The following is a 24111-nucleotide window of genomic DNA, read 5'->3' on the forward strand; positions in this document are numbered from 1 at the left end:
AGTAGCTTTTGGTTGAGGGAAGAAAGGAGAACAAAGATGTTTGTAAATAAAGGTAGTGAGTTAATAGAAGTATGCAAGAAAGAGAACCTAAAAATATGGGAATATACAATAAATTGTGAAATTGAAAGATCAGGAGAATCTTATGAAGTTATATGGAATAAGATGTATGACAATTTAAAAGTTATGCAAGAAGCAGCAAGTTACGGACTAACTAGAGAAACAAGATCCATAAGTGGATTAATTGGTGGCGATTCTAAAAAACTTTATGATTATGCTATGAATGAAAATACTTTAACAGGTGATGTTATGGTTAAGGCAATGGCGAGAGCAGTATCTTGTTCAGAAGTTAATGCATCTATGGGAAGAATAGTAGCAACTCCTACAGCGGGTTCTTGTGGTATTTTACCAGGTTCACTTATTACAGCAGGAGAGAAATTGAATATGGGTGATGAAGATTTAGTGAAAGCTTTATTTACAGCATCAGGTGTGGGGAATATAATAGCGCAAAATGCTACATTATCCGGCGCAGAAGGTGGATGTCAAGCAGAATGTGGATCAGCAGCTGCTATGGCATCAGCAGCTATAGTTGAAATGATGGGAGGAACTCCTGATATGGCACTTAATGCAGGTGCTATAGTAATTAAAAATATTTTAGGTTTAGTTTGCGATCCTATAGCAGGACTTGTTGAAGCACCATGTGCAAAGAGAAATATGGCTGGAGCAGTTAGTGCATTAACAACTGCGGACATGGTTATGAGTGGAGTAAAGAGTATAGTACCATTTGATGAAGTAGTTTTAGCTATGTATAAGGTTGGTAAGACATTACCTTGTTCACTTAGAGAAACAGCTTTAGGTGGAGTAGCTATAACACCAACTGCTTTAGAACTTAGAAAGAAAGTTTTAGGAGAATAAAATATTTATATAGATTTAGAGATTAGGAACCTTCTTATATAGAAGGTTCTTTTTTTATTCATATTAGTTTTGTAACTTTTAAGTTTATAGAGAATAAAATATTAAGTGAAATAATTTAAGTAGGGGATAGAAAATGGAAAGAAATTTAAAAGGTAGTAAAACAGAAAAAAATTTATATAGAACTTTTTCAGGAGAATCAAGGGCAAGAACTAAATATACACTTTATGGTGAAAAGGCTAGATTGGAGGGATATCAATATATAGGTAGTATTTTTGATGAAACTTCACATAATGAACTGGCACATGCAAGAGAAGTTCTTAATAGATACTTAAAACTATTAGGAGATACAAAAGAAAACTTAAAAGATGCTATTATGGGTGAATCTTTGGAGAATAAGAAAATATATGTTCAATTTGCACAAGAAGCAAAGGAAGAGGGCTTTAATAATATAGCTGACTTTTTTACTGAATTAACAGAAGTTGAAGAACATCATGAAAAACGATTTGAAGAAATATTGAAAAGATTAGAAGATGGAACATTGTATAGAAGAGAAACAGATGCAAAATGGCAGTGTATGAACTGTGGCTATATTCATGAAGGTAAGGAAGCACCTATTATATGTCCATTATGTAAATATCCCCAAGGATATTTTAAAATTGCTTGTGAGGATGAAAAGTAGAGGTGGTTTTTATGATAATTAATAAGAGGGAAAAAAATGAGAAAACTTAATAGAATAGAATCAATAATTCTTATAATTTCAATGATATTTTTGTTTATAAACACAAGTAATAATATCATTAACATGATTATAATTTCCTCGGGAATAGTTCCTCTTTCAATAATTATGGGGCATTGCACAGATAAGATTTCTGAGGTTATAGGAGATAAAAAGGGTGGTTTTTTAATAGCCACATTAGGAAATTTACCGGAACTTTCTATGGGATTATGGGCTATAAAATATGGCATGGTTACTATGGCAAAAGGAGCTTTAATGGGGTGTATACTAAGTAATATGCTTTTAGGTATAGGAATTGCTATTGTGGCAGGTGGGATAAAATATAAAGAGCAACACTTTGACAAAAATTTAGCTAGAACAAACTTTATAATGCTCTTTCTTTCACTCTCATCTATGGTAGTACTTGCTGCTTTAAATAAAAGTGGAAGTATTCAAAAAGAGATTATGGTATCTCTTAGCATTAAAGTTTCCATAGTTCTAATAATTATTTACGTTTTAGGATTTATATTTTCTTTTTATAGCAATAATCAGACAGTTATAAATAAAGAAACTAAGAAAGTAAAGAATAAAGAGTACATGTATAGTATGATTATTTTAGTAGTTTCTTGCGGATTAATTTATTTATTAAGTGAAAATTTAATAGGGAATGTCAATGAATTTATTAAGGTTTATAATATATCAGAGGAGTTTATAGGAATAATATTAATCCCTCTGCTTGGTAATATGGGGGAATTGGTATCGGCTATAATATGTGCTACTAATAATAAAATAAATTTAAGTTTAGAAACTGTGGCTAGTTCTTCTATACAAATGTCTTTATTTGTAGTTCCTATTATGGTTATAGGTTCTTGCATAATAGGCATGCAGATGGATTTGGTATTTAGTAGCTTTCAAATTATAATGGCATTAGTGGCAGTTTTGATGTCTTATATAGTATTCCAAGATGGTAAAACTTATTGGTTTGAAGGTGCAGTTCTTATTGCCATGTATATTATGATAACTTTGGCATATTATCATATAATTTAAAAGCATATTATGTACAAATCTATAATATAATTTATCATGAAAAAATTTTTCAGGTGATAGACTAAGTGAGTTATAGAAGAGTAATTGACAATTATTATTGTGATATCAATAATATGACAGAACTTTTATTAAAACTTGTGAACTCCTATAGATTATTAGTAGGTGGGGCAGATGAGTTAAATAAGATAGCTCTAGCTTCTAAGGGGGATATAAAAAAAGCACTTAAGAGAGCTGAAAGAGCAGGGGAATTAATAGATGAACTATTAGATGAATTAGATTGTACCGTGGGATGTTATACAAAATATTGCAATGTGAAAAGTAAAGTATTAAAAGTACGGATTGGGGAAAGAGAGATTTTAACTGAGATAGAAGAAACATTGAAATTTAAAGAATAAAAGGAAGGATATAAATCTATTTTTTTAATCCTTCCTTTTAATACATATAAATTAAAATTTTTTAAATTTTATGTTGCTAACCATCAAATAAGATAAACCTAATATTAATAGCAATGTAATTGGTAAGTTATTTGCAGATTTATAAGTCAAAAGACAATATAGGGAAAGTACAGAACCAGCTATAGTTATAGGTATTCCAGAGAATACATTATCGAATTTTAATGTGTTGTATCTTGCAAGCCTATATGCACCGGCTATAGGAAATATTACGACTATTATATATCCAAGTATTTTTAAAGACATAAGATTATATACTAAACAAGTAAGCATACTAGGTGCTACACCAAAAGATACTAAATCGGCGAGAGAATCAAGTTCTTTTCCAATATCACTTGAAACATTGAAGAATCTAGCAACTCTTCCGTCGTATCTATCAACTAACCCAGCACATAATATAAATATTGATGCTAAAAGATAGTTTTTGTTAAATGTCATAAGCAAAGAAAGGACACCAAGAGCTAGGTTTGTAAAAGTGAATAGATTTGGTAAGAAACTTTTAGGCATTTGAAATCTTGACATTATACCACTCCTAAATAATTCATATAAAATTTATGATTCCCATTTTTAATATTAATATTTTACAATAACTTTATTATAACATTTTTTTGAATTAATAAAAGGGAATTACCTAAATATTAAGCAAAATAAACCATAAATATTATACATCAATATTGGTAAAAATATTTATGGAGGTGGTTTTAATGAAGGTTAAAGATATAATGTCAAGAGAAGTAGTATCTTTAAATGCAGACGATACAGTAGGAAGAGCAGCAGAGCTTATGAGAAATCACAACATAGGATCTGTTCCAGTTTGTAATGAAGAAAAAGTTATTGGTATAATTACAGACAGAGATATAGCTATTCGTTCTGTTGCTAGTGGGGAAAATTTTAATAATCAGAAGGTAAGGGATGTAATGAGCTCAAACCCTGTATGTGGAGAATCAGTAATGAGTACAGATGATGCAGCTAGAATTATGAGTGAGAGACAAATAAGAAGGCTTCCAATAGTAGATAACTCAAAATTAGTAGGAATGGTTTCTTTAGGTGATTTAGCTGTAGAGCCGAAACTACAAAGCGAAGCTGGAGATGCTTTAATGGAAATTTCAGAATCAAGTTCTCCTGAATTCTAGTCTAATTGTTTTAAGGATAAAATCCACAAGAAGGAGTAAATCTTGTGGGTTTTATTATTTATAGATATAATAATATATAAATAAATGAAAAAAGGAGAATTGATATGAAAAAAGTTAAGTTTATATATAATCCTTTTTCAGGTGAAAATCATATAATTTCAGATTTAGATACTGTTATAAGTGTACATCAAAAATATGGTTATATAGTAATTCCATTTAGAATCTCATATGAGTACGAAGTATCTGATGCATTTAAAGATATAGATGATGATTATAGATATATACTAGTAGCAGGTGGGGACGGAACTGTAGATACAGTTGTAAATATAATGAAGAAGAAAAATATAGATATACCTATAGGTATACTTCCTACTGGTACAGCCAATGATTTTGCAAAACTTATTGGAATGCCAGCTAATGTAGGTGAAGCTTGTGAGAAGATAATTAATAGTGATGTAAAAGTGGTGGATATAGGAAAGATAAATGACAAGTATTTTGTAAATGTAGCTAGTACAGGACTTTTTACAGATATATCTCAAAAGACAGATGTGAACTTAAAAAACACTATTGGTAAGCTTGCATACTATATAAAGGGTATGGAGCAGATCCCTAACTTAAGAAAATTAAAAATCAAAATAGATTCTGAAGAGATGATTTTTGATGGTCAGATGTACTTAACTTTAATTTTTAATGGAAGAACTGCAGGTAATTTTAATCTTGCATATAAATCAGAGTTAAATGATGGTTTACTAGACGTGGTTGTCATAGAAGGGGTAAATATACCCAATATAATAAATATTTTTATAAAGATATTAAAAGGAGAACATCTTGAAGATACAAAAGGGGTAGTGTATTTTAAAACTAATAGTTTAAAGATATATTGTGATGAAGATATAGTAACTGACATCGATGGTGAAAGAGGACCGGATTTTCCGTTAGAGATAAATTGTTTAAAAGGTGCTCTAAAAATATTAGGATATAGATAATAGTAAATTAATAGTCATAAAATATATTACTCCGTAGTAAAATTAAGTAGTACTAAATAAAGGAGTAGAATTAATTGAATTTATATTTATATTTTGCTGAAGTACTGTTTATTATATTATTGTCTTTATTCGCTTTAAATCAGAATATAAAATATTCTTCACTTAAAATAAAAATGTGGTATAGTATAAGCTTAATTTTTATCGTTATAAGTTTCTTTATGAGATTATATATGTTCTTAAGTCCTAGTTTAGTAAATTTATATCTTTTTAAACATATTTATTATTTAAACTACTTAGGAATAATTATGGGTTCATTTATAGCTATTTTTATATTTTTAAGAAGCAATAAGTTAAAATTCGATTATATTAAGTTTATGTTTTTTTGTACGTTTATAGTATATGCTATACTAGTGTACAGTAATGCTATACAAGTAAAACTTATGGGTGGCTATGGGTATTTTATGTCCTTTTCAACTTCTTATTATCAACAGATCTTTAAGTTTTTATTTACTATAATTTTAATTATTCTTGGCATATACATAATTAGAAATAAATTTAAGGATAGGATAGGTGGAAGTTTAATTTTACTATGTGGGGTATTAGGCTTTATTTTATATGCTTTAATAGACAATTATGAATATATAATTACTGGAGAAGCTTTGTTACAACTTATCTTTATAATAACAATAAATTATAGCATAATAAAGTTAAAAAAATAGCACCTTAGAGTGCTATTTTTTTATATGGTTTTTATTATGACTTTTTTGTTTTTTTGTGGTATTAGATTTTTTCTCTTTAGAACTTATATTATTCTTTTTAACTTTAGCATTTTTATTTCTAGGTTTAAATTCTGGTATTAGACATTTTTTGTTTGAACCTATTAAATCTTCTCTGCCTTCTTTTATTAAAGCTTTTTTTACTAAATCATAATTTTTTGAATCGCTAAATTGAAGTAGAGCTCTTTGCATATTTTTCTCTTCTTGTTTTATAGGAGTATATACCTTTCCCATTGTAAATGGGTTAATTCCAGTATAGTAAATAGTTGTAGATAAACTACCTGGTGTAGGATAAAAGTCCTGCACTTGTTCTGGATTATAGCCCATATCCTTTATGTATCTAGATAGTTTTATAGATTCCTTTAATGTACTTCCAGGGTGGCTAGACATTAAATAAGGAACTAAGTATTGTTTAAGTCCAAGCCTTTTATTCATATTAGAGTATTTTTCGCAAAATGAATCATAAACTTCTCTAGTAGGTTTGCCCATTTGATCTAGTACTCTATCACTAATATGCTCAGGAGCAACTTTTAATTGACCGCTAATATGATATTTACAAAGTTCTTCTAAAAACTTTGGATTTTTTTCATATAACAAATAATCATATCTAATTCCTGAACGTATAAAAACCTTTTTTATTTTAGGAAGATTTCTAACTTTTCTAAGAATATTAAGGTATTCAGAGTGATCTACTATAAGGTTTTTACATGGTTTAGGAAACATACATTGTTTATTTTTACATACTCCAACCTTTTCTTGAATTTTACAAGCCTTATTTCTGAAATTTGCAGTAGGACCTCCTATATCATGTATATATCCTTTAAAGTCGGGTAATTCCGTAAGCAATTCAGCCTCATCTACTATAGAATGTTCGGAACGCTTTTGTATAACTCTACCTTGATGAAAAGTAAGTGCACAAAATGAGCACGAACCAAAACATCCCCTATGACTTGTAATGGAAAATTTGACTTCCTGAATAGCAGGTATACCACCTTCAGGCTCATACATAGAGTGATAAGTTCTAACATAAGGAAGGTTATAAACTTTATCCATTTCCTCTACACTCAAAGGAAACGCTGGTGGATTTTGAATTATATATGTATTTCCATGTTTTTGTACTACAGTTTTTCCACGTATAGCATCTTGCTCTCCAGATTGAAGCTTAAAACTTTCAGCATAAGCTTTTTTATCTGTACAGACATTTTCGTAAGAAGGGGTTATTACATTAGATTTAATATTTTCTATACTTGAATCTGAGTATAAAGTACCGCGTACGGATTTTATATTTTGTATATCCATACCGTACCTCATAAGGTTTGCTATTTCTATTACGGGCTTTTCACCCATACCGTAGATAAGTAAGTCTGCTTTTGCATCCATTAAAATACTTCGTCTTACTTTATTACTCCAATAATCATAATGAGCAAATCTTCTTAGACTTGCTTCAATTCCTCCTAAAATAATAGGAATATTTTTGTAGGCCTCTCTTACTTTATTGGAGTATACTATTACTGCTCTATCTGGCCTACAGCCAGATTTCCCACCAGGTGAATATAAATCATCATGTCTTTTTTTCTTGGATGCTGTGTAATGATTAACCATGGAATCTATATTTCCAGAATTTATTAAAAAGGCATATTTAGGTTTTCCAAGTTTTTTAAAATCGTTTATATCAGTCCAATTGGGCTGGGCTATAATTCCTACAGAAAATCCTTCACTTTCTAAAAGTCTTCCTATAATTGCCGTTCCAAAGGAAGGGTGATCTACATAAGCATCTCCAGTTACTATAATAAAATCTAATTGTGATACTCCTATTTTATCCATATCTCTTTTAGAAACAGGTAAAAAGTTTTTAGTTAATTTCATAAATTATATCCCTCTCTGTAAATTTACATTAGTAAATGTAAACATAAAAAAATTATGTAACTATTATATTAGCATATTTACTGATTTTTAGATATAAAATGCTGAATATTAAAATAAGACTTTATAAACTAAATTTTATTTTTAATATAAAAAAATGAATTATTTTTAAAAAGTAACACAAAATATTTTTAAATGGTAGATATAAAAGGAGGTATAAGATTTGGAGCGAAAAAAACATAAAATAAATATCCCTCTATTCATTATTATGTTAGTAATAATCAATATTTGTTTTATAGGTGCTTTTAACTTTAATACTAATTTAGAGGAGAGTAAGAGCGCAGCCTATAGTTATGGATCACGTTCTGATACTGTAAGGGAAATTCAAACGAAACTTAAAAACTGGGGGTATTATACTGGTGGGGTGGATGGCATATATGGGTATAATACTTATACTGCGGTTAAAAAGTTTCAAACTAAAAATGGTTTAAATAGTGATGGTGTTGTTGGAACTGCCACGTTAAATGCTTTAGGCATAGTTGACAAGAGTGGTGGAGGATCTTATAGGACATATAATAATAATAATTCTGACTTAATGCTTCTTGCTAGAATTATTAATGGCGAGGCTAGGGGAGAACCTTATGAAGGCCAGGTAGCAGTAGGTGCAGTTGTACTTAATAGAACTAGAAGTCCTCAGTTCCCATCAAGTGTTGCTGGAGTTATATATCAACCAGGAGCTTTTACAGCTACAGTTGACGGTCAAATTGATGCTGAAATAGAACAAAGTTCTATAAATGCAGCAAGAGATGCATTGAATGGTTGGGATCCTTCTGGTGGAGCTCTATATTATTTTAATCCTGCCAAAACTACAAATAAGTGGATTTGGTCTAGGCCTTTAATTAAAATTATAGGAAAACATAGGTTTTGTCAATAAAATTAGGATAGCCATTTTGGCTATCCTAATTAAAATTTATTTTTCTAAGCAGTATTTAACTACAAGGTCTAAAGTAGCTAGTATTGAATCCATATGAGTTCTCTCATATCCATGAGATGCAAATATACCAGCACCTATTAAAGCTGTTTTTATATCCCATCCAGCACGTAAAGCTGCTGAAGCATCAGAACCATAACTTGGATATATATCTATTTTATAAGGAATATTTTCTTTTTTGCATATGTTAACTAAAGTTTTTCTAAGTTCTACATCATAAGGACCAGTAGAATCTTTTGCACAGATACATACATCATACTCAGTTGAATTTTGATCTAAACCTGGGCAACCCATATCTACAGCTATAAATTCTTTAGTATTAGCTGGTATAGCAGCTGAAGCACCATGACCAATTTCTTCATAGTTGCTTATAAAGAAGTTAATTGTATAAGGTAAGCTTACTTTATTTTCTACTAAGTATTTCATTGTGTAAAGTAAGATACCAACACTAGCTTTGTCGTCTAGATGTCTTGATTTTATAAAACCACTTTCTGTAAATCTAGTTCTAGAATCAAAGCATACAAAATCTCCAATTTCAATTCCTAGTTTTTCAACATCGTCTTTAGATGAAACCTTTTCATCTATAACAACTTCCATGTTATCAGTAGTTCTATTAAGATCATAAGCTTCTTTACCACTGATGTGAACAGATGGTTTTACAGTTTGGATTGTACCACTATATATTTTTCCATCCATAGTGTGTATAGTACAATTTTCTCCCTCTACAGAGTTCATCATGTACCCACCAACACATGTAAGGCCTAGTGCACCATTAGATTTTATAGTTTTAACCATAGCACCTAAAGTATCTACGTGAGCAGAAAAGGTTTTTTGATAATCTTCATTTTCCCCTTTTAAAGTAGCTACTAAAGCTCCTTTATTAGTAACAATGTAAGGAATTTTCAAACTATTTAGTTCATTTTTAACATAATCCATAACTTTTTCAGTGTATCCTGAAGGGCTTGGAATTGTTAATATACCTTCTAAGTATTCCTTTAATATTTTTACATCATATGTCATAGTACCACCCCTTATATTTTAAATGGAAATAAAAATTAATACATTAATATTTTAACATAGAATAAAATAAAAATGAACCAAAATAAATAAAAGCATATAGGATAAAAAAAAGAATTGTAGTATAATGTATTTATGGGCGGAAAGGAGTTAAATAATGAAAAAACTGAAAGTAAAAAATCTAATTATGACGATAGTTTTACTTATTATTATGGTAGGAGGGGCTTTTGGAGCCTATGTTTATTCTACTGTAAATAAATGGTCTAATTTAGTGTATCCAGGTGTTAAAGTTGGAGATGTACAGTTGGGGGGAAAAACCAAAGAAGATGCACAAAAACTTTTAAAAGAAAAATATCAAGATGCAGTATTAAAAAAGAAAATAGTTATTACTGCGAATAATAAGGAATATTCTATAGATTATAAGAAATTAGATGCTAAATATAATATTAGCGAAACTGTAGAAGAGGTAATGAAACATAAGAAAGAAGAAAGTACTTTCAATAAATTCTTAGCTATTAAAAAGAAAAGCCCTAAGAATGTTGAAATGAAGTTTTCTTATAAACAAGATTATATAAATAGTGTAATCTCACAGGTTAAAAAGGATGTAAATAGGGAGCCTAAGGATGCCACACTTACAATGATTTCAGGTAGTAACTTTAGTGTTTCAGAAGAAAAAGTAGGATTTAAGTTACAAGAAGATAAATTAAAAAAAGAAATATTAGATAAAGTTAATGGTAAGTTAGATAATGAGGTTATTAAAATAAAGGCTTCAATTGAAACTATTAAACCTAAAAAGACAAAGGACAAGCTAAGTACTATTAATAGTCTTATAAGTTCATATACAACTGGTTTTAGCTCTGGAAAAGAAGGTAGAATCAATAATATAAAATTATCTACTGAAGCAATCAATGGAACTGTATTAATGCCAGGAGAGAAGTTTAGTTTTAATGGTGTAGTAGGTGAAAGGACTGAGAGCAGAGGATATAAGAAAGCCAATGTAATTATAAATAATGAATTTGTAGAAGATTTAGGTGGCGGTATATGCCAAGTTTCAAGTACTCTTTATAATACCATGATAAGATCTAAAATTGACCCAACAGAAAGATACAGTCACACTATAGCTTCTTCCTATGTGGATATTGGACAAGATGCTACAGTGAGTTGGGGAGGACCAGATTATTCTTTTGTAAATACTTTAGATTATCCAATATATATAAAAGGATATGTAACAGGCAATTCAGTTTCTTTTAATGTATATTCAAATGCTGATTTAAAGAAGTATACTTATAAGGTATACTCAGCAGATAAACAAACAATTCCAGCTAAGACAAGTGTTGTATCAGATTCAAGTTTACCAGCTGGTACTGAAAAAGTAAAAAAACAATCTTACCCAGGGCATAAAGCAACAATATATAGAGAAACATATGAAGGCGAAAAGCTTATTAAGAAAGAAGTGTTACACAGGGTTAGTATAGCACCAGTAAATGGAGTTGTATTAAAAGGAACAAAACAGTAAAGTGATTTTCTAAATTTAATTTGTATGTAGAAAAGCCATAGTTTAAAACTATGGCTTTTCTTTATAAGGTAAGTTGAAATTTAAAATGTATTATATTCTATCTATTATATGTTGAACTAAATCTACAACTCTTGCAGAATAGCCCCATTCATTATCATACCAAGCAGCGACTTTAATCATGTTTTCTCCAATTACCATAGTTGATAATGCATCTACTATAGAAGATCTAGAGTCTCCTACGTAGTCTACAGAAACAAGAGGTTCTTCTGAATAACCTAATATTCCTTTCATTGACCCTTCAGATGCTTCTTTTAATGCTGCATTTACCTCTTCTACAGTAACATTTTGGCTAAGTTCACAAACTAAATCAGTAATAGATACAGTTGGGGTTGGAACTCTTAATGAAAAACCGTTTAATTTACCTTTAAGCTCAGGTATAACCATACCTACAGCTTTAGCAGCCCCTGTGCTTGTTGGGATTATTGATTCAGCAGCGGCTCTAGCCCTTCTTAAATCTTTATGAGTTTTATCTAATGTGTTTTGGTCATTAGTGTAAGAGTGAACAGTTGTCATTAGACCTTTTACTATTCCAAACTTATCATTTAAAACCTTAGCAACTGGTGCTAGGCAGTTTGTTGTACATGAAGCATTAGATATTACATTATGTTTTTCAAGATCCAATGTATCTTCATTTACACCTAAAACTATAGTAGCATCGACATCTTTACCAGGTGCTGATAATATTACTTTCTTAGCTCCACTTTCTATATGTCCCATTAAGTCTTCTTGAGTTTTAAATTTACCTGTAGTATCAATTACAATATCTACGCCTAATTCATTCCAAGGTATTTCCTTTGGAGAAGGTTTTCTTAATATTTTAACACTCTTATCATTTATAACTAATTCATCATCTGAATAAGTGGCAGTTCCATTAAATCTTCCAAAACAACTATCGTATTTAAAAAGATGGCATAAGGTTTCACTATTTGCCCTTGCATTAATAGCTACGATCTCTATATTCTTATAATTGCCTTCAGAGACAATCCTTAAAACAGATCTTCCGATTCTTCCAAAACCATTAATTCCTATTTTCATTTAGTTATTCCCCCCATGTAGTATTGCTTTATTTAAATATTTAAAAGCTCAAAAGTTAAATAATATATAACAAATAATATATTGTATATATTATTTATATAAAAAAAACATAGTAATTGTCAATATTATATTATAAATTTTCAAATATGTTATATTTAATATTTTACAATTAGCTTTAAATACCTTTGAATTTGAATAAAATTCTTTACATTTTAAAATATATATCTTTTAATTTAAAAATAGTTTAATATGTTAAAAAAGTTTATATTAAATTATAAAGATAGTTTTGTGAAAATAGAATATTGTATATGGTTTAACAATCCTTAGGTTTAAATACATCAAGTTGTAAACACAATTTAAATAATTTTCTTATTATATAATGTATTAATTTAATTTATGATATAATGTAAAAGTATGCATTAAAGTAGTGTATACTGTAAGAACTAAATAGTTTAAGGTAACTAAGAGGAGGAATAATTGTGAATCTTAACATAGTGCTATTTCAACCAGAAATTCCTCAGAATACTGGTAACATAGGAAGGACTTGTGTGCTTACAAATTGTAAATTACATTTAATTAAGCCACTAGGTTTTAGTATTGATGAGAAAAGTGTAAAGAGAGCAGGGCTAGACTATTGGGATAAATTAGAGATAGAAGTACATGAATCTTATGAGGAGTTAAGGGAGAAATATAAAGATTCTACTTTTTACTGTTGTACTACAAAAGGAGCCAAACATTATACTGAACCAAAATTTAAAGAAGGTGATTTTTTGATTTTTGGAAGGGAATCATCTGGATTAGAAGATTATATAAGGGAAGAGAATAAAGAAAATTGTATTAAAGTACCCATGATAAATACTACTACGCGATCTTTAAACCTTTCTAATACAGTTGCTATAATTGCGTATGAAGCCTTAAGGCAAATCAATTTCCCTAATATGAAATAGGAGGAAGTGCTGTGGAGAAAATTAAAATAATAACGGATAGTACATCAGACTTACCTAAAGATTTATTAAGAGAAAAAGATGTAGAAGTTTTGCCTTTGACAGTGGAATTTGAAGGAAAAGATTATATAGATGGAGAGGATATTACATTTTCTGAACTGGCAGTTAAAATGGAGTCATCAGATAGTTTTCCAAAGACAGCGGGAATCAATCCTCAGAGATTTACGGAATGTTATAAAAAATACTTAGATGAGGGATATAAAGTAATATCTATACATTTATGTTCTAAGATGAGTGGTACATATCAAGCAGCGTGCATGGCAAAAGATATGTTAGAGACAGAAAATGTGGTTGTTATAGACAGCTATAATGTAACCTGTGGCTTAGGCTTATTAGTTCTTAAGGCTTGTAGATTAAGAGATGAAGGATTAGGTTTAGAGGAAATAGAAAACTCAATAAAGCAAACAATTCCACATGTAAAGAGTTCTTTAGTTTTTGGGTCCTTGGATAATCTTGTTAAAGGTGGTAGATTATCTAAAACAGCTGGAATGGTTGGAAACTTATTAGGCATAAAACTAGTTCTTGAAGTGAATAATGGAGAAATGAAAGTAAGAGAAAAAGTTAGAGGCACTAAAAAGGCTATAAAAAATGCTATGAAGTATATAGAAGAAAAAGAGATAAATCTTGATGAAGAAAGAATTTTATTAGCTTCAGGTGATGAAGAACTTTTGCTTAGTGTACAAGAAGCTTATGAAAAGTTAGATAAAAATTATATTAGAGCCGAAGTTGGGTGTACTGTAGGAGTTCATTCCGGAACAACAGCGGCAGGTATATTCTTTATTGAAAAGTATTAAATTTAACACTTATGTTTAATTATTATAAATTTTAAGTAAATTAAGTCAATTCATTTGTTTTATCAATAGCACTATAGATAAAACAAATAACAAATTTTAAAAAAACTATAGAAATTTATTTATTTATAGGTTATAATTGATAATGAAATAACGATTTAAAAAATTAATATAGCTGGATGAAATTTTCGAGAGATGACTTTAAAAGTTCATGTATATGAAAATGTTTTAATCTTAGTGAAATGAATTTTTAAAGTAGCCGAAGGAACAAGTATTTATCTTGCCGATAAATATGAAATTTTCAGGCAAAAGTATCGAGAATAGACAGAACTCTGGAAAGCTTATAAAAGCACCGACGGGGTAATTCTCTCAGGTACCAAGACAGAGCATAAGGGCTAGGTTCTTTTATGTTTTGTCTTTTTTTATGTCTTTAAAAATGGAGGGGAAAATGAGGGAACAACTAATTATTATTACAAATAACCCTTTGAGCGAAAAAAAGTTTCAAGATGAATACGAAGTAATATTCGTAGATAAAGAAATGAAAGAAGTGTACAACATTGTTAGAGATAAAATACATATGGGTCATAAGTTATTAACTCATCCTCTAATGAGCAGTATAAAACCAAATGAAACGCCGTATAGAACTATATGCGTATCTAAAGAAAAAAATAAAGGTGTAGATTTAGATTCATTATCTATTATAGAAAGTAGTATAATGACATTAAAAAAGTTTCTGAATATTTCACCACTTCCGCAATATAATGAAAAGATTTTAAATGATTTTCAGCTTATAGATTATGATTTAATATATCATGCATTGAATTAAAGGAGGAAATATCATGTCACAAATTTACGATACTATAATTATTGGTGGAGGTCCAGCAGGACTATCAGCAGCACTTTACGGTGGAAGAGCTAGAATGAAGACTTTAATGATTGAAAGAGCTAAATTCGGTGGACAAGCTGCTACAACAGAAGAGTTAGAAAACTATCCAGGTTCAGTTGAAGATAAAACAGCTTCATTAATAAAAAGAATGAAAGATCAAGCTGAAAGATTTGGAACTGAAATAGTTAAAGATGAGATAGTTGAAGTTCAATTAGAAGGCGATATAAAAGTACTTAAAGGTAGAAATACTGAATACCAAGCAAAAACGGTTATAATCGCAAGTGGAGCTAATCCAAGACTTGCAGGTTTCAAAAATGAAGTTGAATTAAGAGGAAAAGGTGTTTCTTACTGTGCAACATGCGATGCCGACTTCTTTACAGAATTAGATGTTGCTGTTATTGGTGGAGGAGACTCAGCTTTAGATGAAGCTTTATACTTAACTAAGTTTGCTGAAAATGTTACAGTTATTCATAGAAGAGATCAATTTAGAGCAAACAAAGCTGTTCAAGAAAAAGTTCTTAACCATCCAAAAATCAAAGTTATATGGAATACAATTCCAGAAGAAGCTATAGATGATGGTGGAATATTAGGTGGATTAAAGCTTAAGAACAGAGTAACTGGAGAAGAAAGTACTTTAAAAGTTGATGGATGCTTCGTATTCGTAGGATACAATCCAAACTCTGATTTATTTAAAGGTGTAATAGATATGACTGAAAGAGGAGATATCTTAACAGATGCTGCTATGCATACAAATGTTGAAGGAGTATTTGCAGCAGGAGATGTTAGGGACACTTCTTTAAGACAGGTTATAACAGCTTCAGCAGATGGAGCTATAGCTGCAACTCAAGCAGAGCATTATGTTGAAAACCACAAATAGTATTTAACTTAATTTTGTTAATAATTTTAAATTATTATATATGCACAATGGCGTGTATGAAAATATAGAGGAGGGTTCTTAAATGTTAGAATTAAACAAAGAAAATTGGGAACAAGAGGTTACTAACTGCACTGAGAAACCAGTATTCGTAGATTTCTGGGGAGATAAATGTGAAATCTGTAAGCAACTTATGCCAGGAGTTCATGGTTTAGAAGAAAAATATGGCGATAAAATAAAATTCGCTAGCTTAAACACTTCTGGATCAAGAAGACTTGCTATAGCTCAAAGAGTTTTAGGCTTACCAACAATGAAAATATACAAAGATGGAGAACCAGTAGCTACAATAACTCCAGATAAGATTGCTACATTAGATGACATAGAAGGATTCATAAAAGAATACTACGAAACTCTATAATCTAGAGGGACTATATATCTTTGAATGAATAAGATATACCAAGGAAGTTAATTATGCATAGAGGTATAAAAATACCTCTGTGCATTAATATAAAATTATTAGGATGAAGGCGTATGTACTCAACATTTCAGGAGGTGAAACCTATGCGTCTTGAAGTAGGTAAAATATTTATAAAAGATCTTCAATTCGGCAGTGAAACAAAGGTTGAAAACGGAGTTCTTTATGTTAACAAAGAAGAACTTCTAAATGAAATCGGTGGAGATGACAGAATAAAGAGCATCGATTTTGAAATTGCAAGACCAGGAGAATCAGTAAGAATTATCCCAGTTAAAGATGTTGTTGAGCCAAGAGTTAAAGTTGAAGGAAACGGTGGAATATTCCCTGGATTCATCAATAAAGTTGACACAGTTGGTTCAGGCAGAACTCATGTATTAAAAGGTGCAGCAGTTGTAACAACTGGTAAAATCGTTGGTTTCCAAGAGGGTATAGTTGATATGTCAGGAGAAGGTGCTAAATATACTCCATTCTCAAAGACTAACAACTTAGTAATCATTGCAGAACCAAAAGATGGTATAGCTCAGCATGCTCACGAAGAAGCAGTAAGAATGCTAGGATTCAAAGCAGCTGTATATCTTGGAAAAGCTGGTAAAGAAGTAGAGCCAGATGAAGTTAAAATTTTCGAAACATTACCACTTTTAGAGCAACTTAAACAATATCCAGAGTTACCAAAAGTAGCTTATGTGTATATGCTTCAAAGCCAAGGATTACTTCATGACACTTATGTTTACGGAGTAGATGCTAAGAAAATTATTCCTACATTTATTTACCCAACAGAAGTATTTGACGGTGCAATAGTAAGTGGTAACTGTGTATCTGCATGTGACAAAAATCCAAGTTATGTTCATATGAATCATCCAATAATCGAAGAATTATATGAAAAACATGGAAAAGATATCAACTTCGTAGGAGTAATATTAACTAACGAAAACGTATATCTTGCAGATAAAGAAAGATCATCTAACTGGGTTGCTAAAATGGCAGAATACCTAGGAGTGGATGCAGTTATAGTTTCAGAAGAAGGATTTGGTAACCCAGATGCTGACTTAGTTATGAACTGTAACAAAATCACTGCAAAAGGAATTAAAACAGTTTTATTAACTGACGAATATGCTGGACAAGATGGAAGTTCACAATCATTAGCAGACTCAACTCCAAAAGGAGACGCTGTTGTAACAAATGGTAATGCTAACGAAGTTATAACTCTTCCAAAAATGGACAAAGTTATAGGACATCCAGAAGCAGCAAAAATTATTGCTGGTGCAAATAATGAAAGTTTAAAGGAAGATGGATCAATCGTAGCTGAAATTCAAGTTATCACTGGGGCTACTAGTGAAGTTGGATTCAACTATTTAACAGCTAAAGGATATTAATTTTTAAAGAATATAGGATATTATATTGAATAATTTGAGAAAGGGAGATCAATTATGTTAAAAGATAAAAAAGTAATTGCTATCGGCGATAGAGACGGTATACCAGGACCAGCTATCGAAGCATGTGTTAAATCAGCAGGAGCAGAAGTAATTTTTGCATCTACAGAGTGTTTCGTCTGAACAGCTGCAGGTGCTATGGATCTGGAGATCCAACAAAGAGTTAAAGATTTAGCAGAAAAACACGGACCTGAAAATGTTGTTGTTATAGTTGGTGGAGCAGAAGCAGAAGCTTCAGGATTATCAGCTGAAACAGTAGCAGCAGGAGATCCAACTTTTGCAGGACCACTAGCTGGAGTAGCTTTAGGATTAGCTGCATTCCATATAGTAGAGCCAGAAATTAAAGATGCTTGTGATGCAGGCGTTTATGATGAGCAATGCGGAATGATGGAAATGGTTCTTGAAGTTGATGCTATCATCGAAGAAGTTAAATCAGTAAGAGATCAATTCTCACAATACTCACTATAATTTTAAAATTTAAAAAATAATAAATAACAGAAACTTGTGGGTTTGAATAGTAACTCCAGTTGAAGGGGGGAAATTACTTTGATTAAAGTAGTTCACTATATAAATCAATTCTATGCTGGTATCGGTGGAGAAGAAATGGCTCACATCGAACCTGAAGTAAGAGAAGGCTTTGTAGGCCCAGGTATGGGATTAAACGGTCTATTAAAAAAAGATGGAGCTGAGATAGTTGCAACAGTTATTTGTGGTGACTCATATTTCGGTGAAAACATGGAAGAAGCAGAAGCTAAAATATTAGAAATGGTGAAAAAACAAGAGCCAGATCTATTTGTAGCAGGACCTGCATTTAACGCTGGTAGATACGGTGTTGCTTGTGGTGCTATATGTAAGGCAGTTAATGAAAAATTAGGCGTTCCAGTAATGACTGCTATGTATAAAGAAAACCCTGGTGCAGATATGTACAAGAAGAGTGCATATATTGTAGAAACTAGAAATAGTGCAGTTGGTATGAGACAAGCTTTACCTGCAATGGCTAAATTAGCTTTAAAATTAGCTAAAGGTGAAGAAGTTGGAACACCTGCTGAAGATGGATATATGCCAAGAGGAATCAGAAAGAACTACTTTGCTACAGATAGAGGAGCAAAGAGAGCTGTTGAAATGCTTGTTAAGAAATTAAAAGGTGAAGAGTTCGTAACAGAATTCCCAATGCCAGATTTCGATAGAGTAGATCCTCAACCAGCTGTAAAAGATATAACAAAAGCTAAAATTGCTATTGTTACATCAGGTGGTATAGTTCCAAAAGGAAACCCAGACCATATTGAATCTTCAAGTGCTTCTAAGATTGGTAAGTATGATATAGAAGGTTTAATGGACTTAACTTCAGAAACTCATGAAACAGCACACGGTGGACATGACCCTGTATATGCTAATGAAGACCCAGATAGAGTTATTCCTGTAGACGTTTTAAGAGAGTTTGAAAAAGAAGGAAAAATTGGTTCATTACACAGATACTTCTATTCAACAGTTGGTAACGGTACAGCTGTTGCATCATCTAAAAAATTCGGGGCTGAAACAGCTAAAGAATTAGTTGCAGATGGTGTAGATGCAGTTATACTAACTTCTACGTGAGGAACTTGTACACGTTGCGGTGCAACGCTAGTTAAAGAAATTGAAAGAGTATTACCTGTAGTTCATATGTGTACAATTACACCAGTTTCAATGACTGTTGGAGCTAACAGAATAATACCAACGATTGCTATTCCTCACCCATTAGGAAACCCAGCTTTAAATAAAGAAGATGAGTACAACCTAAGAAAGAAATTAGTTGAAAATGCTCTTAAAGCTCTTGAAACAGAAGTAGAAGAACAAACAGTATTTGAAGACTAATATATAAATTAAATAATTAGGGAACAGTGTGTTCCCTAATTATTTGTAAAAATAAATTATATTATATTTATAAATATACATATTTGAAAATGTAACTATCATAAATATAATGTATGTGTTTTAATATACAATGCACTGTGTGCAATGTATTATATAAATTAGACTGAAGATAAAGAATTTTAGGTATATTGTATAATGTGGATTGTATAAAATTTTATATTATTAAAATATAAAATAATCTAGTTTTTTCATTTATGAGGAGGTTAACAATATGAGTTTTCCAGTTATTAAAAAATCAGCTTATGTATTAGCCCATACTCCAGATATGATAATACATAATGGAACTACACAAATGGTAGAAAGAAAGTCTCATCCAGATTCAGACTATTTAAAAGCAATCAAATCTAACTTAAGAACTTACGAAGAAGTAGTAGGGTATGCACCAAACCAAACTTATATAGGAAACATGACTCCAGAACAATTAGGAGAAACTCCAAAACCATGGTTTAAGTCAAATGTTGAAAATGCAAATAGATACGGTAAATTTGGTGAAATTATGCCTCAAGATGAGTTCTATGGATTAATGAAAATTGTTGACGTGTTCGACCTTGTTATTCTTGAAAAAGATTTCACTGAATTAGTAAAAGAAAAATTAATGAATCATAAATTATTTAAAGAAAAAGCTGAAGCTATTAAAGAAGGAGAAGAAGTATCTTTAATAGAAACTTTAGTAAATGAAAAAGGTGCTGAAGGTTTATATCAAGATGGTAAATTAGTAGGATGTGTTAAAAGAGCACACGAGGTTGATGAAAACTTATCAGCTGAATATATGCTTGAAAACTTAGCAGGTAAAGCTACATCAGTTATAGCTTTAGCTCACTTAGTTGATGGACTAGATGTACCAGTAGAAGAAATTGGATACATTATTGAATGTTCAGAAGAAGCAATCGGTGATATGAACCAAAGAGGAGGCGGAAACTTAGCTAAATCTATAGGAGAAGTTGTTGGATTAACAGGTGCAACAGGTTCTGACGTAAGAGGATTCTGTGCAGCTCCAGCTCACTCATTAGTAAGTGCATCATCATTAGTTAAAGCAGGAACTTTCAAACATGTTGTAGTTGTTGCAGGTGGATGTACAGCTAAATTAGGTATGAATGGTAAATCTCACTTAGGAAAAGAAATGCCAGTAATGGAAGATTGCTTAGGTTCATTTGCCATCTTAGTATCTGAAAATGATGGTGTAAACCCAATCATCAGAACTGATATTTTAGGAAGACATACAATAGGACATGGTGCGTCTCCACAAGCAGTTCTTCAAGCATTAGTATTAGAACCATTACAAAGCCATGGATTAAAAATAACAGACATAAACAAATTCTCTCCAGAAATGCAAACTTCAGAAATAACTGAACCAGCAGGTGCAGGAGATGTTCCAACTCAAAACTATAAAATGATAGGGGCTCTAGCTGTTAAAACTGGACAATTAGATAGAAAAGAATTACCAAACTTTATTAAAGATCATGGATATCAAGGATTTGCTCCAACTCAAGGACATATTCCTTCAGGAGTGCCAATAGTTGGACACGGTGTTGACAGAATATTAGATGGAACTTTAGAAAATTTCATGATCATAGGAAAAGGAAGCTTGTTCTTAGGAAGAATGACTAACTTATTCGATGGTATATCATTTGTTGTAGAAAAGAACCCAGGAGTAGTAGAAGCTGAGGGTGGAATTAATAAAGAAGAAGTTAAATCAATGGTTGCAGATGCAATGAAAGATTTCGCTAAATTCTTAATGCAAGAATAATATTCCTAAAAAGAGAAGAGGTGAATTTCATGAGCCAAGATGCTGCAAAAAAAATGATATCAGAAGTTTTTAATGATATAGCTGACGGTCTAAAGAGCGGAAGATTTGGCAAAAAGGTTAGAATAGGTTTAACTATTTTAGGCTCTGAGCATGGAGTTGAAGAAATGGTTAAAGCTGCTGAAATAGCTAATAGTAAATATGATGATTTTGAAATAGTTTTAATCGGAAGTAAAGTAGACTCAGACTTTGAAGTAGTAGAAGTTGAGAATGCTGAAGAAGGCCATAAAAAGATGGTTGAGATGCTTGAAAATGGTCAGTTAGATGGTTGTGTAACACAACACTTTGATTTCCCAATAGGAGTATCTACAGTAGGAAAAGTTGTAACACCAGGAAAAGGAAGAGAAATGATTATAGCAACTACAACTGGAACAACTTCAACTAATAGAGTTGAAGGAATGGTTATAAATGCTATTTCTGGTGTAGCCGCTGCTAAAGCTCTAGGAATAAAGAACCCTAAAGTTGGTATCTTAAATGTAGAGGGAGCTAGACAAACAGAAAGAATTTTAAATGAAGTAAAAGAAAATGGTTATGACTTAACTTTCTCACAATCTCTAAGAGCTGATGGCGGTTCTGTAATGAGAGGAAACGACCTTCTTGCAGGAACTCCAGACGTTATGGTTTGTGATTCATTAACTGGAAACTTATTAATAAAAATGTTCTCTTCATTTACAACAGGTGGAGGATATGAAACAATAGGTGCAGGATACGGGCCAGGAATTGGTGCTGACTATGATAAATTAGTTAACATAGTTTCAAGAGCATCAGGAGCACCTTTAATTGCAGAGGCTTTAAGATACTGTGCAACTTGTGCTAAGAACAAAGTTTTAGCTATTGCTAAAGATGAGTTCCAAAAAGCAGGTAAGGCAGGATTACAAGCATCTATAGATAAAGTAACTAAGAAAAAGGTTGAAACTTCTGATGAAGAAGTTAAAATGCCACCAAAAGAAGTTGTTACATTCTCAATTCCAGGAATAGATATTCTTGAATTAGAAGACGCTTGCAAAGTGTTATGGAAAGAAGGAATTTATTCTGAAAGTGGTATGGGATGTACAGGACCAATAATACTAGTTCCAGAAGCTAAGGGTAACGAAGCAACTGAAGTATTAAAAAAAGCAGAATATATTTAATATAAAAAAACTGTCTCAAAATTTAATTTTGAGGCAGTTTTTTTGTTTTATACATGTTATATATAATAGATTATACATATTATTTATTATGTAATCTGTATATAAAAATAGAAAAAGGTTTAAAATAAATTTGAATATTCAGCTAAAATGTATATTAAAAAGACTTTCAAAATCATTGGTATTAGAGTATAATATTAGTGGGAACATTATTAATCATATGGGACAATATAGTACCTAAAGAGGTGTTTATATGATAGATATACTAAAACTTGAAAAAAAGATAGTACCGGAGATATTAGGGCTTTTAGAAAAACGATATAAAATTTTAAGATCCATAAGATATAATCAACCTATTGGAAGAAGGGTTTTAGCAAATAACTTGAGTCTTGGAGAAAGAACTATTAGAAATGAAGTTAACTTTTTAAAGTCACAGGAACTGATAGAGATATATACTGAAGGAATGTATATAACAGAAGAAGGGGAAGAGATAATAGAGAGACTTGGTGGTTTTATACATGAAGTAAAAGGGTTAAAGGATTTAGAAGAGAGAATTAGAAGTTATCTTAAAATAAAAGAGGTTAATATTATTCCAGGAAATTATGAAGAGGATAGAAGTATATTAAAAGAAGTTGGCAGAGAATCAGCAAGTTATTTTAAAGGAATTTTAAAAGATAATATTGTTGTATCTTTAACTGGAGGTACAACGGTTAAAGAATTGGTGGATAACATGCCAAAATTAAATAAGTATAAAAAATTATTAGTTTTACCAGCAAGGGGTGGAATGGGTAGAGATGTAGAAATACAATCAAATACTCTATGTGCAAGACTAGCAGAAAAACTAAATGGAAATTATAAACTTTTACATGTACCTGATAATTTAAGTGAAGTTGCATTAAACACTATGTTAAAAGAAAGAAGTATAGAAGAAATTGTTCATAATATACGAAACTGTAATATTTTAATATATGGAATTGGAAGAGCTGATGAAATGGCTAAAAAGAGAGAACTGCAACAAAATACTATTAATGAAATATTAGATAAAGGCGCTGTAGGAGAAGCTTTAGGAAATTATTATGATATTAATGGAAATGTTGTTTTTAAGCATACCACTATAGGTGTAAAAGAAGAGGATACCTACAATATGGACGAAATTATTGCTGTAGCAGCTGGAGCCAATAAGGCTGAAGCAATAATAGGTGGTTTAAAAAACAAAAAACAAGCAGTTCTAGTGATAGATGAAGGAGCAGCAGAAAAAATAATAAATATAATTTCTAAAATAGAAGAAAATAATATTTAACATAAT

General features: G+C 30.9%; 24 protein-coding genes and 1 riboswitch. Of the genes, 20 read left to right on the top strand and 4 right to left on the bottom strand.

From position 1 onward, the window contains the following. Positions 1–36: 36 nt before the first annotated feature. The 4 genes from sdaAA to FGL08_RS03135 all read left to right on the top strand — a co-directional run bounded on the left by sdaAA (position 37) and on the right by FGL08_RS03135 (position 3069). Complete coding sequence (sdaAA, locus tag FGL08_RS03120) at positions 37–912, top strand: L-serine ammonia-lyase, iron-sulfur-dependent, subunit alpha (RefSeq protein ID WP_138209414.1); 876 nt, start codon at positions 37–39, stop codon at positions 910–912. Between the two features lie 133 nt (positions 913–1045). Beyond that, on the top strand, positions 1046–1591 hold the full coding sequence (locus FGL08_RS03125; protein ID WP_138209415.1) for a rubrerythrin family protein: 546 nt from the start codon (positions 1046–1048) through the stop codon (positions 1589–1591). Between the two features lie 36 nt (positions 1592–1627). Further along, a complete protein-coding gene (cax, locus tag FGL08_RS03130) occupies positions 1628–2674 on the top strand; it encodes a calcium/proton exchanger (RefSeq protein WP_138209416.1) in 1047 nt (348 codons plus the stop codon). Between the two features lie 65 nt (positions 2675–2739). Further along, entirely contained in the window at positions 2740–3069 is a 330-nt protein-coding gene (locus FGL08_RS03135) for a hypothetical protein (RefSeq protein WP_138209417.1), read from the top strand. A gap of 51 nt (positions 3070–3120) precedes the next feature. On the opposite strand, the gene pssA is transcribed toward FGL08_RS03135, so the two are convergent. After that, positions 3121–3633 (bottom strand): CDP-diacylglycerol--serine O-phosphatidyltransferase, encoded by a 513-nt coding sequence (pssA, locus tag FGL08_RS03140; protein WP_138211252.1) that lies wholly within the window; start codon positions 3631–3633, stop codon positions 3121–3123. A 197-nt stretch (positions 3634–3830) separates the two neighbouring features. Between pssA and FGL08_RS03145 the strand changes: the two genes are divergently transcribed. The 3 genes from FGL08_RS03145 (at position 3831) to FGL08_RS13310 (ending at position 5964) form a co-directional block, all read left to right on the top strand. Then, positions 3831–4259 (top strand): CBS domain-containing protein, encoded by a 429-nt coding sequence (locus FGL08_RS03145; RefSeq protein WP_138209418.1) that lies wholly within the window; start codon positions 3831–3833, stop codon positions 4257–4259. Positions 4260–4363: 104 nt separating this feature from the next. Then, positions 4364–5245 (top strand): YegS/Rv2252/BmrU family lipid kinase, encoded by an 882-nt coding sequence (locus FGL08_RS03150; protein ID WP_138209419.1) that lies wholly within the window; start codon positions 4364–4366, stop codon positions 5243–5245. 74 nt (positions 5246–5319) lie between these two features. Further along, a complete protein-coding gene (locus FGL08_RS13310) occupies positions 5320–5964 on the top strand; it encodes a hypothetical protein (protein ID WP_171011964.1) in 645 nt (214 codons plus the stop codon). Between the two features lie 12 nt (positions 5965–5976). On the opposite strand, the gene FGL08_RS03160 is transcribed toward FGL08_RS13310, so the two are convergent. Beyond that, positions 5977–7887: a YgiQ family radical SAM protein gene (locus FGL08_RS03160; protein WP_138209421.1), complete on the bottom strand. Its 1911-nt coding sequence runs from the start codon at positions 7885–7887 to the stop codon at positions 5977–5979. 265 nt (positions 7888–8152) lie between these two features. On the opposite strand from FGL08_RS03160, the gene sleB reads away from it, so the two are divergent. Continuing rightward, positions 8153–8818, top strand: coding sequence for a spore cortex-lytic enzyme (gene sleB, locus FGL08_RS03165; RefSeq protein ID WP_138211253.1), 666 nt, complete (start codon positions 8153–8155; stop codon positions 8816–8818). 36 nt (positions 8819–8854) lie between these two features. Here the strand turns inward: sleB and FGL08_RS03170 are convergent, their stop codons facing one another. Then, the gene (locus FGL08_RS03170) at positions 8855–9895 is read right to left on the bottom strand and encodes a M42 family metallopeptidase (RefSeq protein ID WP_138209422.1); all 1041 of its coding nucleotides are present in this window, start codon (positions 9893–9895) and stop codon (positions 8855–8857) included. A 154-nt stretch (positions 9896–10049) separates the two neighbouring features. Between FGL08_RS03170 and FGL08_RS03175 the strand changes: the two genes are divergently transcribed. Next, positions 10050–11408, top strand: a complete 1359-nt coding sequence (locus tag FGL08_RS03175; protein WP_138209423.1) for a VanW family protein — start codon at positions 10050–10052, stop codon at positions 11406–11408. Between the two features lie 90 nt (positions 11409–11498). Here the strand turns inward: FGL08_RS03175 and gap are convergent, their stop codons facing one another. Beyond that, entirely contained in the window at positions 11499–12503 is a 1005-nt protein-coding gene (gene gap / locus FGL08_RS03180; RefSeq protein ID WP_138209424.1) for a type I glyceraldehyde-3-phosphate dehydrogenase, read from the bottom strand. Between the two features lie 479 nt (positions 12504–12982). Between gap and FGL08_RS03185 the strand changes: the two genes are divergently transcribed. From FGL08_RS03185 to FGL08_RS03235, 11 genes are all read left to right on the top strand, one after another. Beyond that, a complete protein-coding gene (locus tag FGL08_RS03185) occupies positions 12983–13450 on the top strand; it encodes a tRNA (cytidine(34)-2'-O)-methyltransferase (protein WP_138209425.1) in 468 nt (155 codons plus the stop codon). Between the two features lie 11 nt (positions 13451–13461). Continuing rightward, positions 13462–14301 carry a fatty acid kinase binding subunit FakB gene (locus FGL08_RS03190; RefSeq protein ID WP_138209426.1) on the top strand — a complete coding sequence of 280 codons (840 nt, stop codon included), beginning with the start codon at positions 13462–13464 and terminating at the stop codon, positions 14299–14301. Between the two features lie 319 nt (positions 14302–14620). Next, positions 14621–14693: riboswitch (glycine riboswitch) on the top strand. A gap of 53 nt (positions 14694–14746) precedes the next feature. Further along, complete coding sequence (locus FGL08_RS03195; protein ID WP_138209427.1) at positions 14747–15124, top strand: GrdX family protein; 378 nt, start codon at positions 14747–14749, stop codon at positions 15122–15124. Between the two features lie 13 nt (positions 15125–15137). Further along, positions 15138–16061 (top strand): thioredoxin-disulfide reductase, encoded by a 924-nt coding sequence (gene trxB, locus FGL08_RS03200; RefSeq protein WP_138209428.1) that lies wholly within the window; start codon positions 15138–15140, stop codon positions 16059–16061. Between the two features lie 82 nt (positions 16062–16143). Beyond that, positions 16144–16476 carry a thioredoxin family protein gene (locus FGL08_RS03205; RefSeq protein WP_138209429.1) on the top strand — a complete coding sequence of 111 codons (333 nt, stop codon included), beginning with the start codon at positions 16144–16146 and terminating at the stop codon, positions 16474–16476. A 143-nt stretch (positions 16477–16619) separates the two neighbouring features. After that, positions 16620–17906, top strand: coding sequence for a glycine/sarcosine/betaine reductase component B subunit (locus FGL08_RS03210; protein ID WP_138209430.1), 1287 nt, complete (start codon positions 16620–16622; stop codon positions 17904–17906). A gap of 54 nt (positions 17907–17960) precedes the next feature. Next, positions 17961–18431, top strand: a complete 471-nt coding sequence (gene grdA, locus FGL08_RS03215) for a glycine/sarcosine/betaine reductase complex selenoprotein A (RefSeq protein WP_138209431.1) — start codon at positions 17961–17963, stop codon at positions 18429–18431. A 78-nt stretch (positions 18432–18509) separates the two neighbouring features. Then, positions 18510–19814, top strand: coding sequence for a glycine reductase complex selenoprotein B (gene grdB / locus FGL08_RS03220; RefSeq protein ID WP_138209432.1), 1305 nt, complete (start codon positions 18510–18512; stop codon positions 19812–19814). A 271-nt stretch (positions 19815–20085) separates the two neighbouring features. After that, positions 20086–21621 carry a glycine/sarcosine/betaine reductase complex component C subunit beta gene (gene grdC, locus FGL08_RS03225; RefSeq protein ID WP_138209433.1) on the top strand — a complete coding sequence of 512 codons (1536 nt, stop codon included), beginning with the start codon at positions 20086–20088 and terminating at the stop codon, positions 21619–21621. A gap of 29 nt (positions 21622–21650) precedes the next feature. Beyond that, complete coding sequence (gene grdD / locus FGL08_RS03230) at positions 21651–22808, top strand: glycine/sarcosine/betaine reductase complex component C subunit alpha (RefSeq protein WP_138209434.1); 1158 nt, start codon at positions 21651–21653, stop codon at positions 22806–22808. A gap of 250 nt (positions 22809–23058) precedes the next feature. After that, on the top strand, positions 23059–24105 hold the full coding sequence (locus tag FGL08_RS03235; RefSeq protein ID WP_138209435.1) for a sugar-binding transcriptional regulator: 1047 nt from the start codon (positions 23059–23061) through the stop codon (positions 24103–24105). The last annotated feature ends 6 nt before the right edge of the window (positions 24106–24111 follow it).

This window comes from Hathewaya histolytica (genome assembly GCF_901482605.1).
In the GTDB taxonomy this organism is placed as follows: Bacteria; Bacillota; Clostridia; order Clostridiales; family Clostridiaceae; genus Hathewaya; species Hathewaya histolytica.

Excerpts from the sequence above, each read along its gene's own strand:
- sdaAA (WP_138209414.1), top strand. The coding sequence starts at position 37 with ATGTTTGTAAATAAAGGTAGTGAGTTAATAGAAGTATGCAAGAAAGAG.
- FGL08_RS03125 (WP_138209415.1), top strand. The coding sequence starts at position 1,046 with ATGGAAAGAAATTTAAAAGGTAGTAAAACAGAAAAAAATTTATATAGA.
- cax (WP_138209416.1), top strand. The coding sequence starts at position 1,628 with ATGAGAAAACTTAATAGAATAGAATCAATAATTCTTATAATTTCAATG.
- pssA (WP_138211252.1), bottom strand. The coding sequence starts at position 3,633 with ATGCCTAAAAGTTTCTTACCAAATCTATTCACTTTTACAAACCTAGCT.
- FGL08_RS03145 (WP_138209418.1), top strand. The coding sequence starts at position 3,831 with ATGAAGGTTAAAGATATAATGTCAAGAGAAGTAGTATCTTTAAATGCA.
- FGL08_RS03150 (WP_138209419.1), top strand. The coding sequence starts at position 4,364 with ATGAAAAAAGTTAAGTTTATATATAATCCTTTTTCAGGTGAAAATCAT.
- FGL08_RS03160 (WP_138209421.1), bottom strand. The coding sequence starts at position 7,887 with ATGAAATTAACTAAAAACTTTTTACCTGTTTCTAAAAGAGATATGGAT.
- sleB (WP_138211253.1), top strand. The coding sequence starts at position 8,153 with ATGTTAGTAATAATCAATATTTGTTTTATAGGTGCTTTTAACTTTAAT.
- FGL08_RS03170 (WP_138209422.1), bottom strand. The coding sequence starts at position 9,895 with ATGACATATGATGTAAAAATATTAAAGGAATACTTAGAAGGTATATTA.
- FGL08_RS03175 (WP_138209423.1), top strand. The coding sequence starts at position 10,050 with ATGAAAAAACTGAAAGTAAAAAATCTAATTATGACGATAGTTTTACTT.
- gap (WP_138209424.1), bottom strand. The coding sequence starts at position 12,503 with ATGAAAATAGGAATTAATGGTTTTGGAAGAATCGGAAGATCTGTTTTA.
- FGL08_RS03195 (WP_138209427.1), top strand. The coding sequence starts at position 14,747 with ATGAGGGAACAACTAATTATTATTACAAATAACCCTTTGAGCGAAAAA.
- trxB (WP_138209428.1), top strand. The coding sequence starts at position 15,138 with ATGTCACAAATTTACGATACTATAATTATTGGTGGAGGTCCAGCAGGA.
- FGL08_RS03205 (WP_138209429.1), top strand. The coding sequence starts at position 16,144 with ATGTTAGAATTAAACAAAGAAAATTGGGAACAAGAGGTTACTAACTGC.
- FGL08_RS03210 (WP_138209430.1), top strand. The coding sequence starts at position 16,620 with ATGCGTCTTGAAGTAGGTAAAATATTTATAAAAGATCTTCAATTCGGC.
- grdC (WP_138209433.1), top strand. The coding sequence starts at position 20,086 with ATGAGTTTTCCAGTTATTAAAAAATCAGCTTATGTATTAGCCCATACT.
- grdD (WP_138209434.1), top strand. The coding sequence starts at position 21,651 with ATGAGCCAAGATGCTGCAAAAAAAATGATATCAGAAGTTTTTAATGAT.
- FGL08_RS03235 (WP_138209435.1), top strand. The coding sequence starts at position 23,059 with ATGATAGATATACTAAAACTTGAAAAAAAGATAGTACCGGAGATATTA.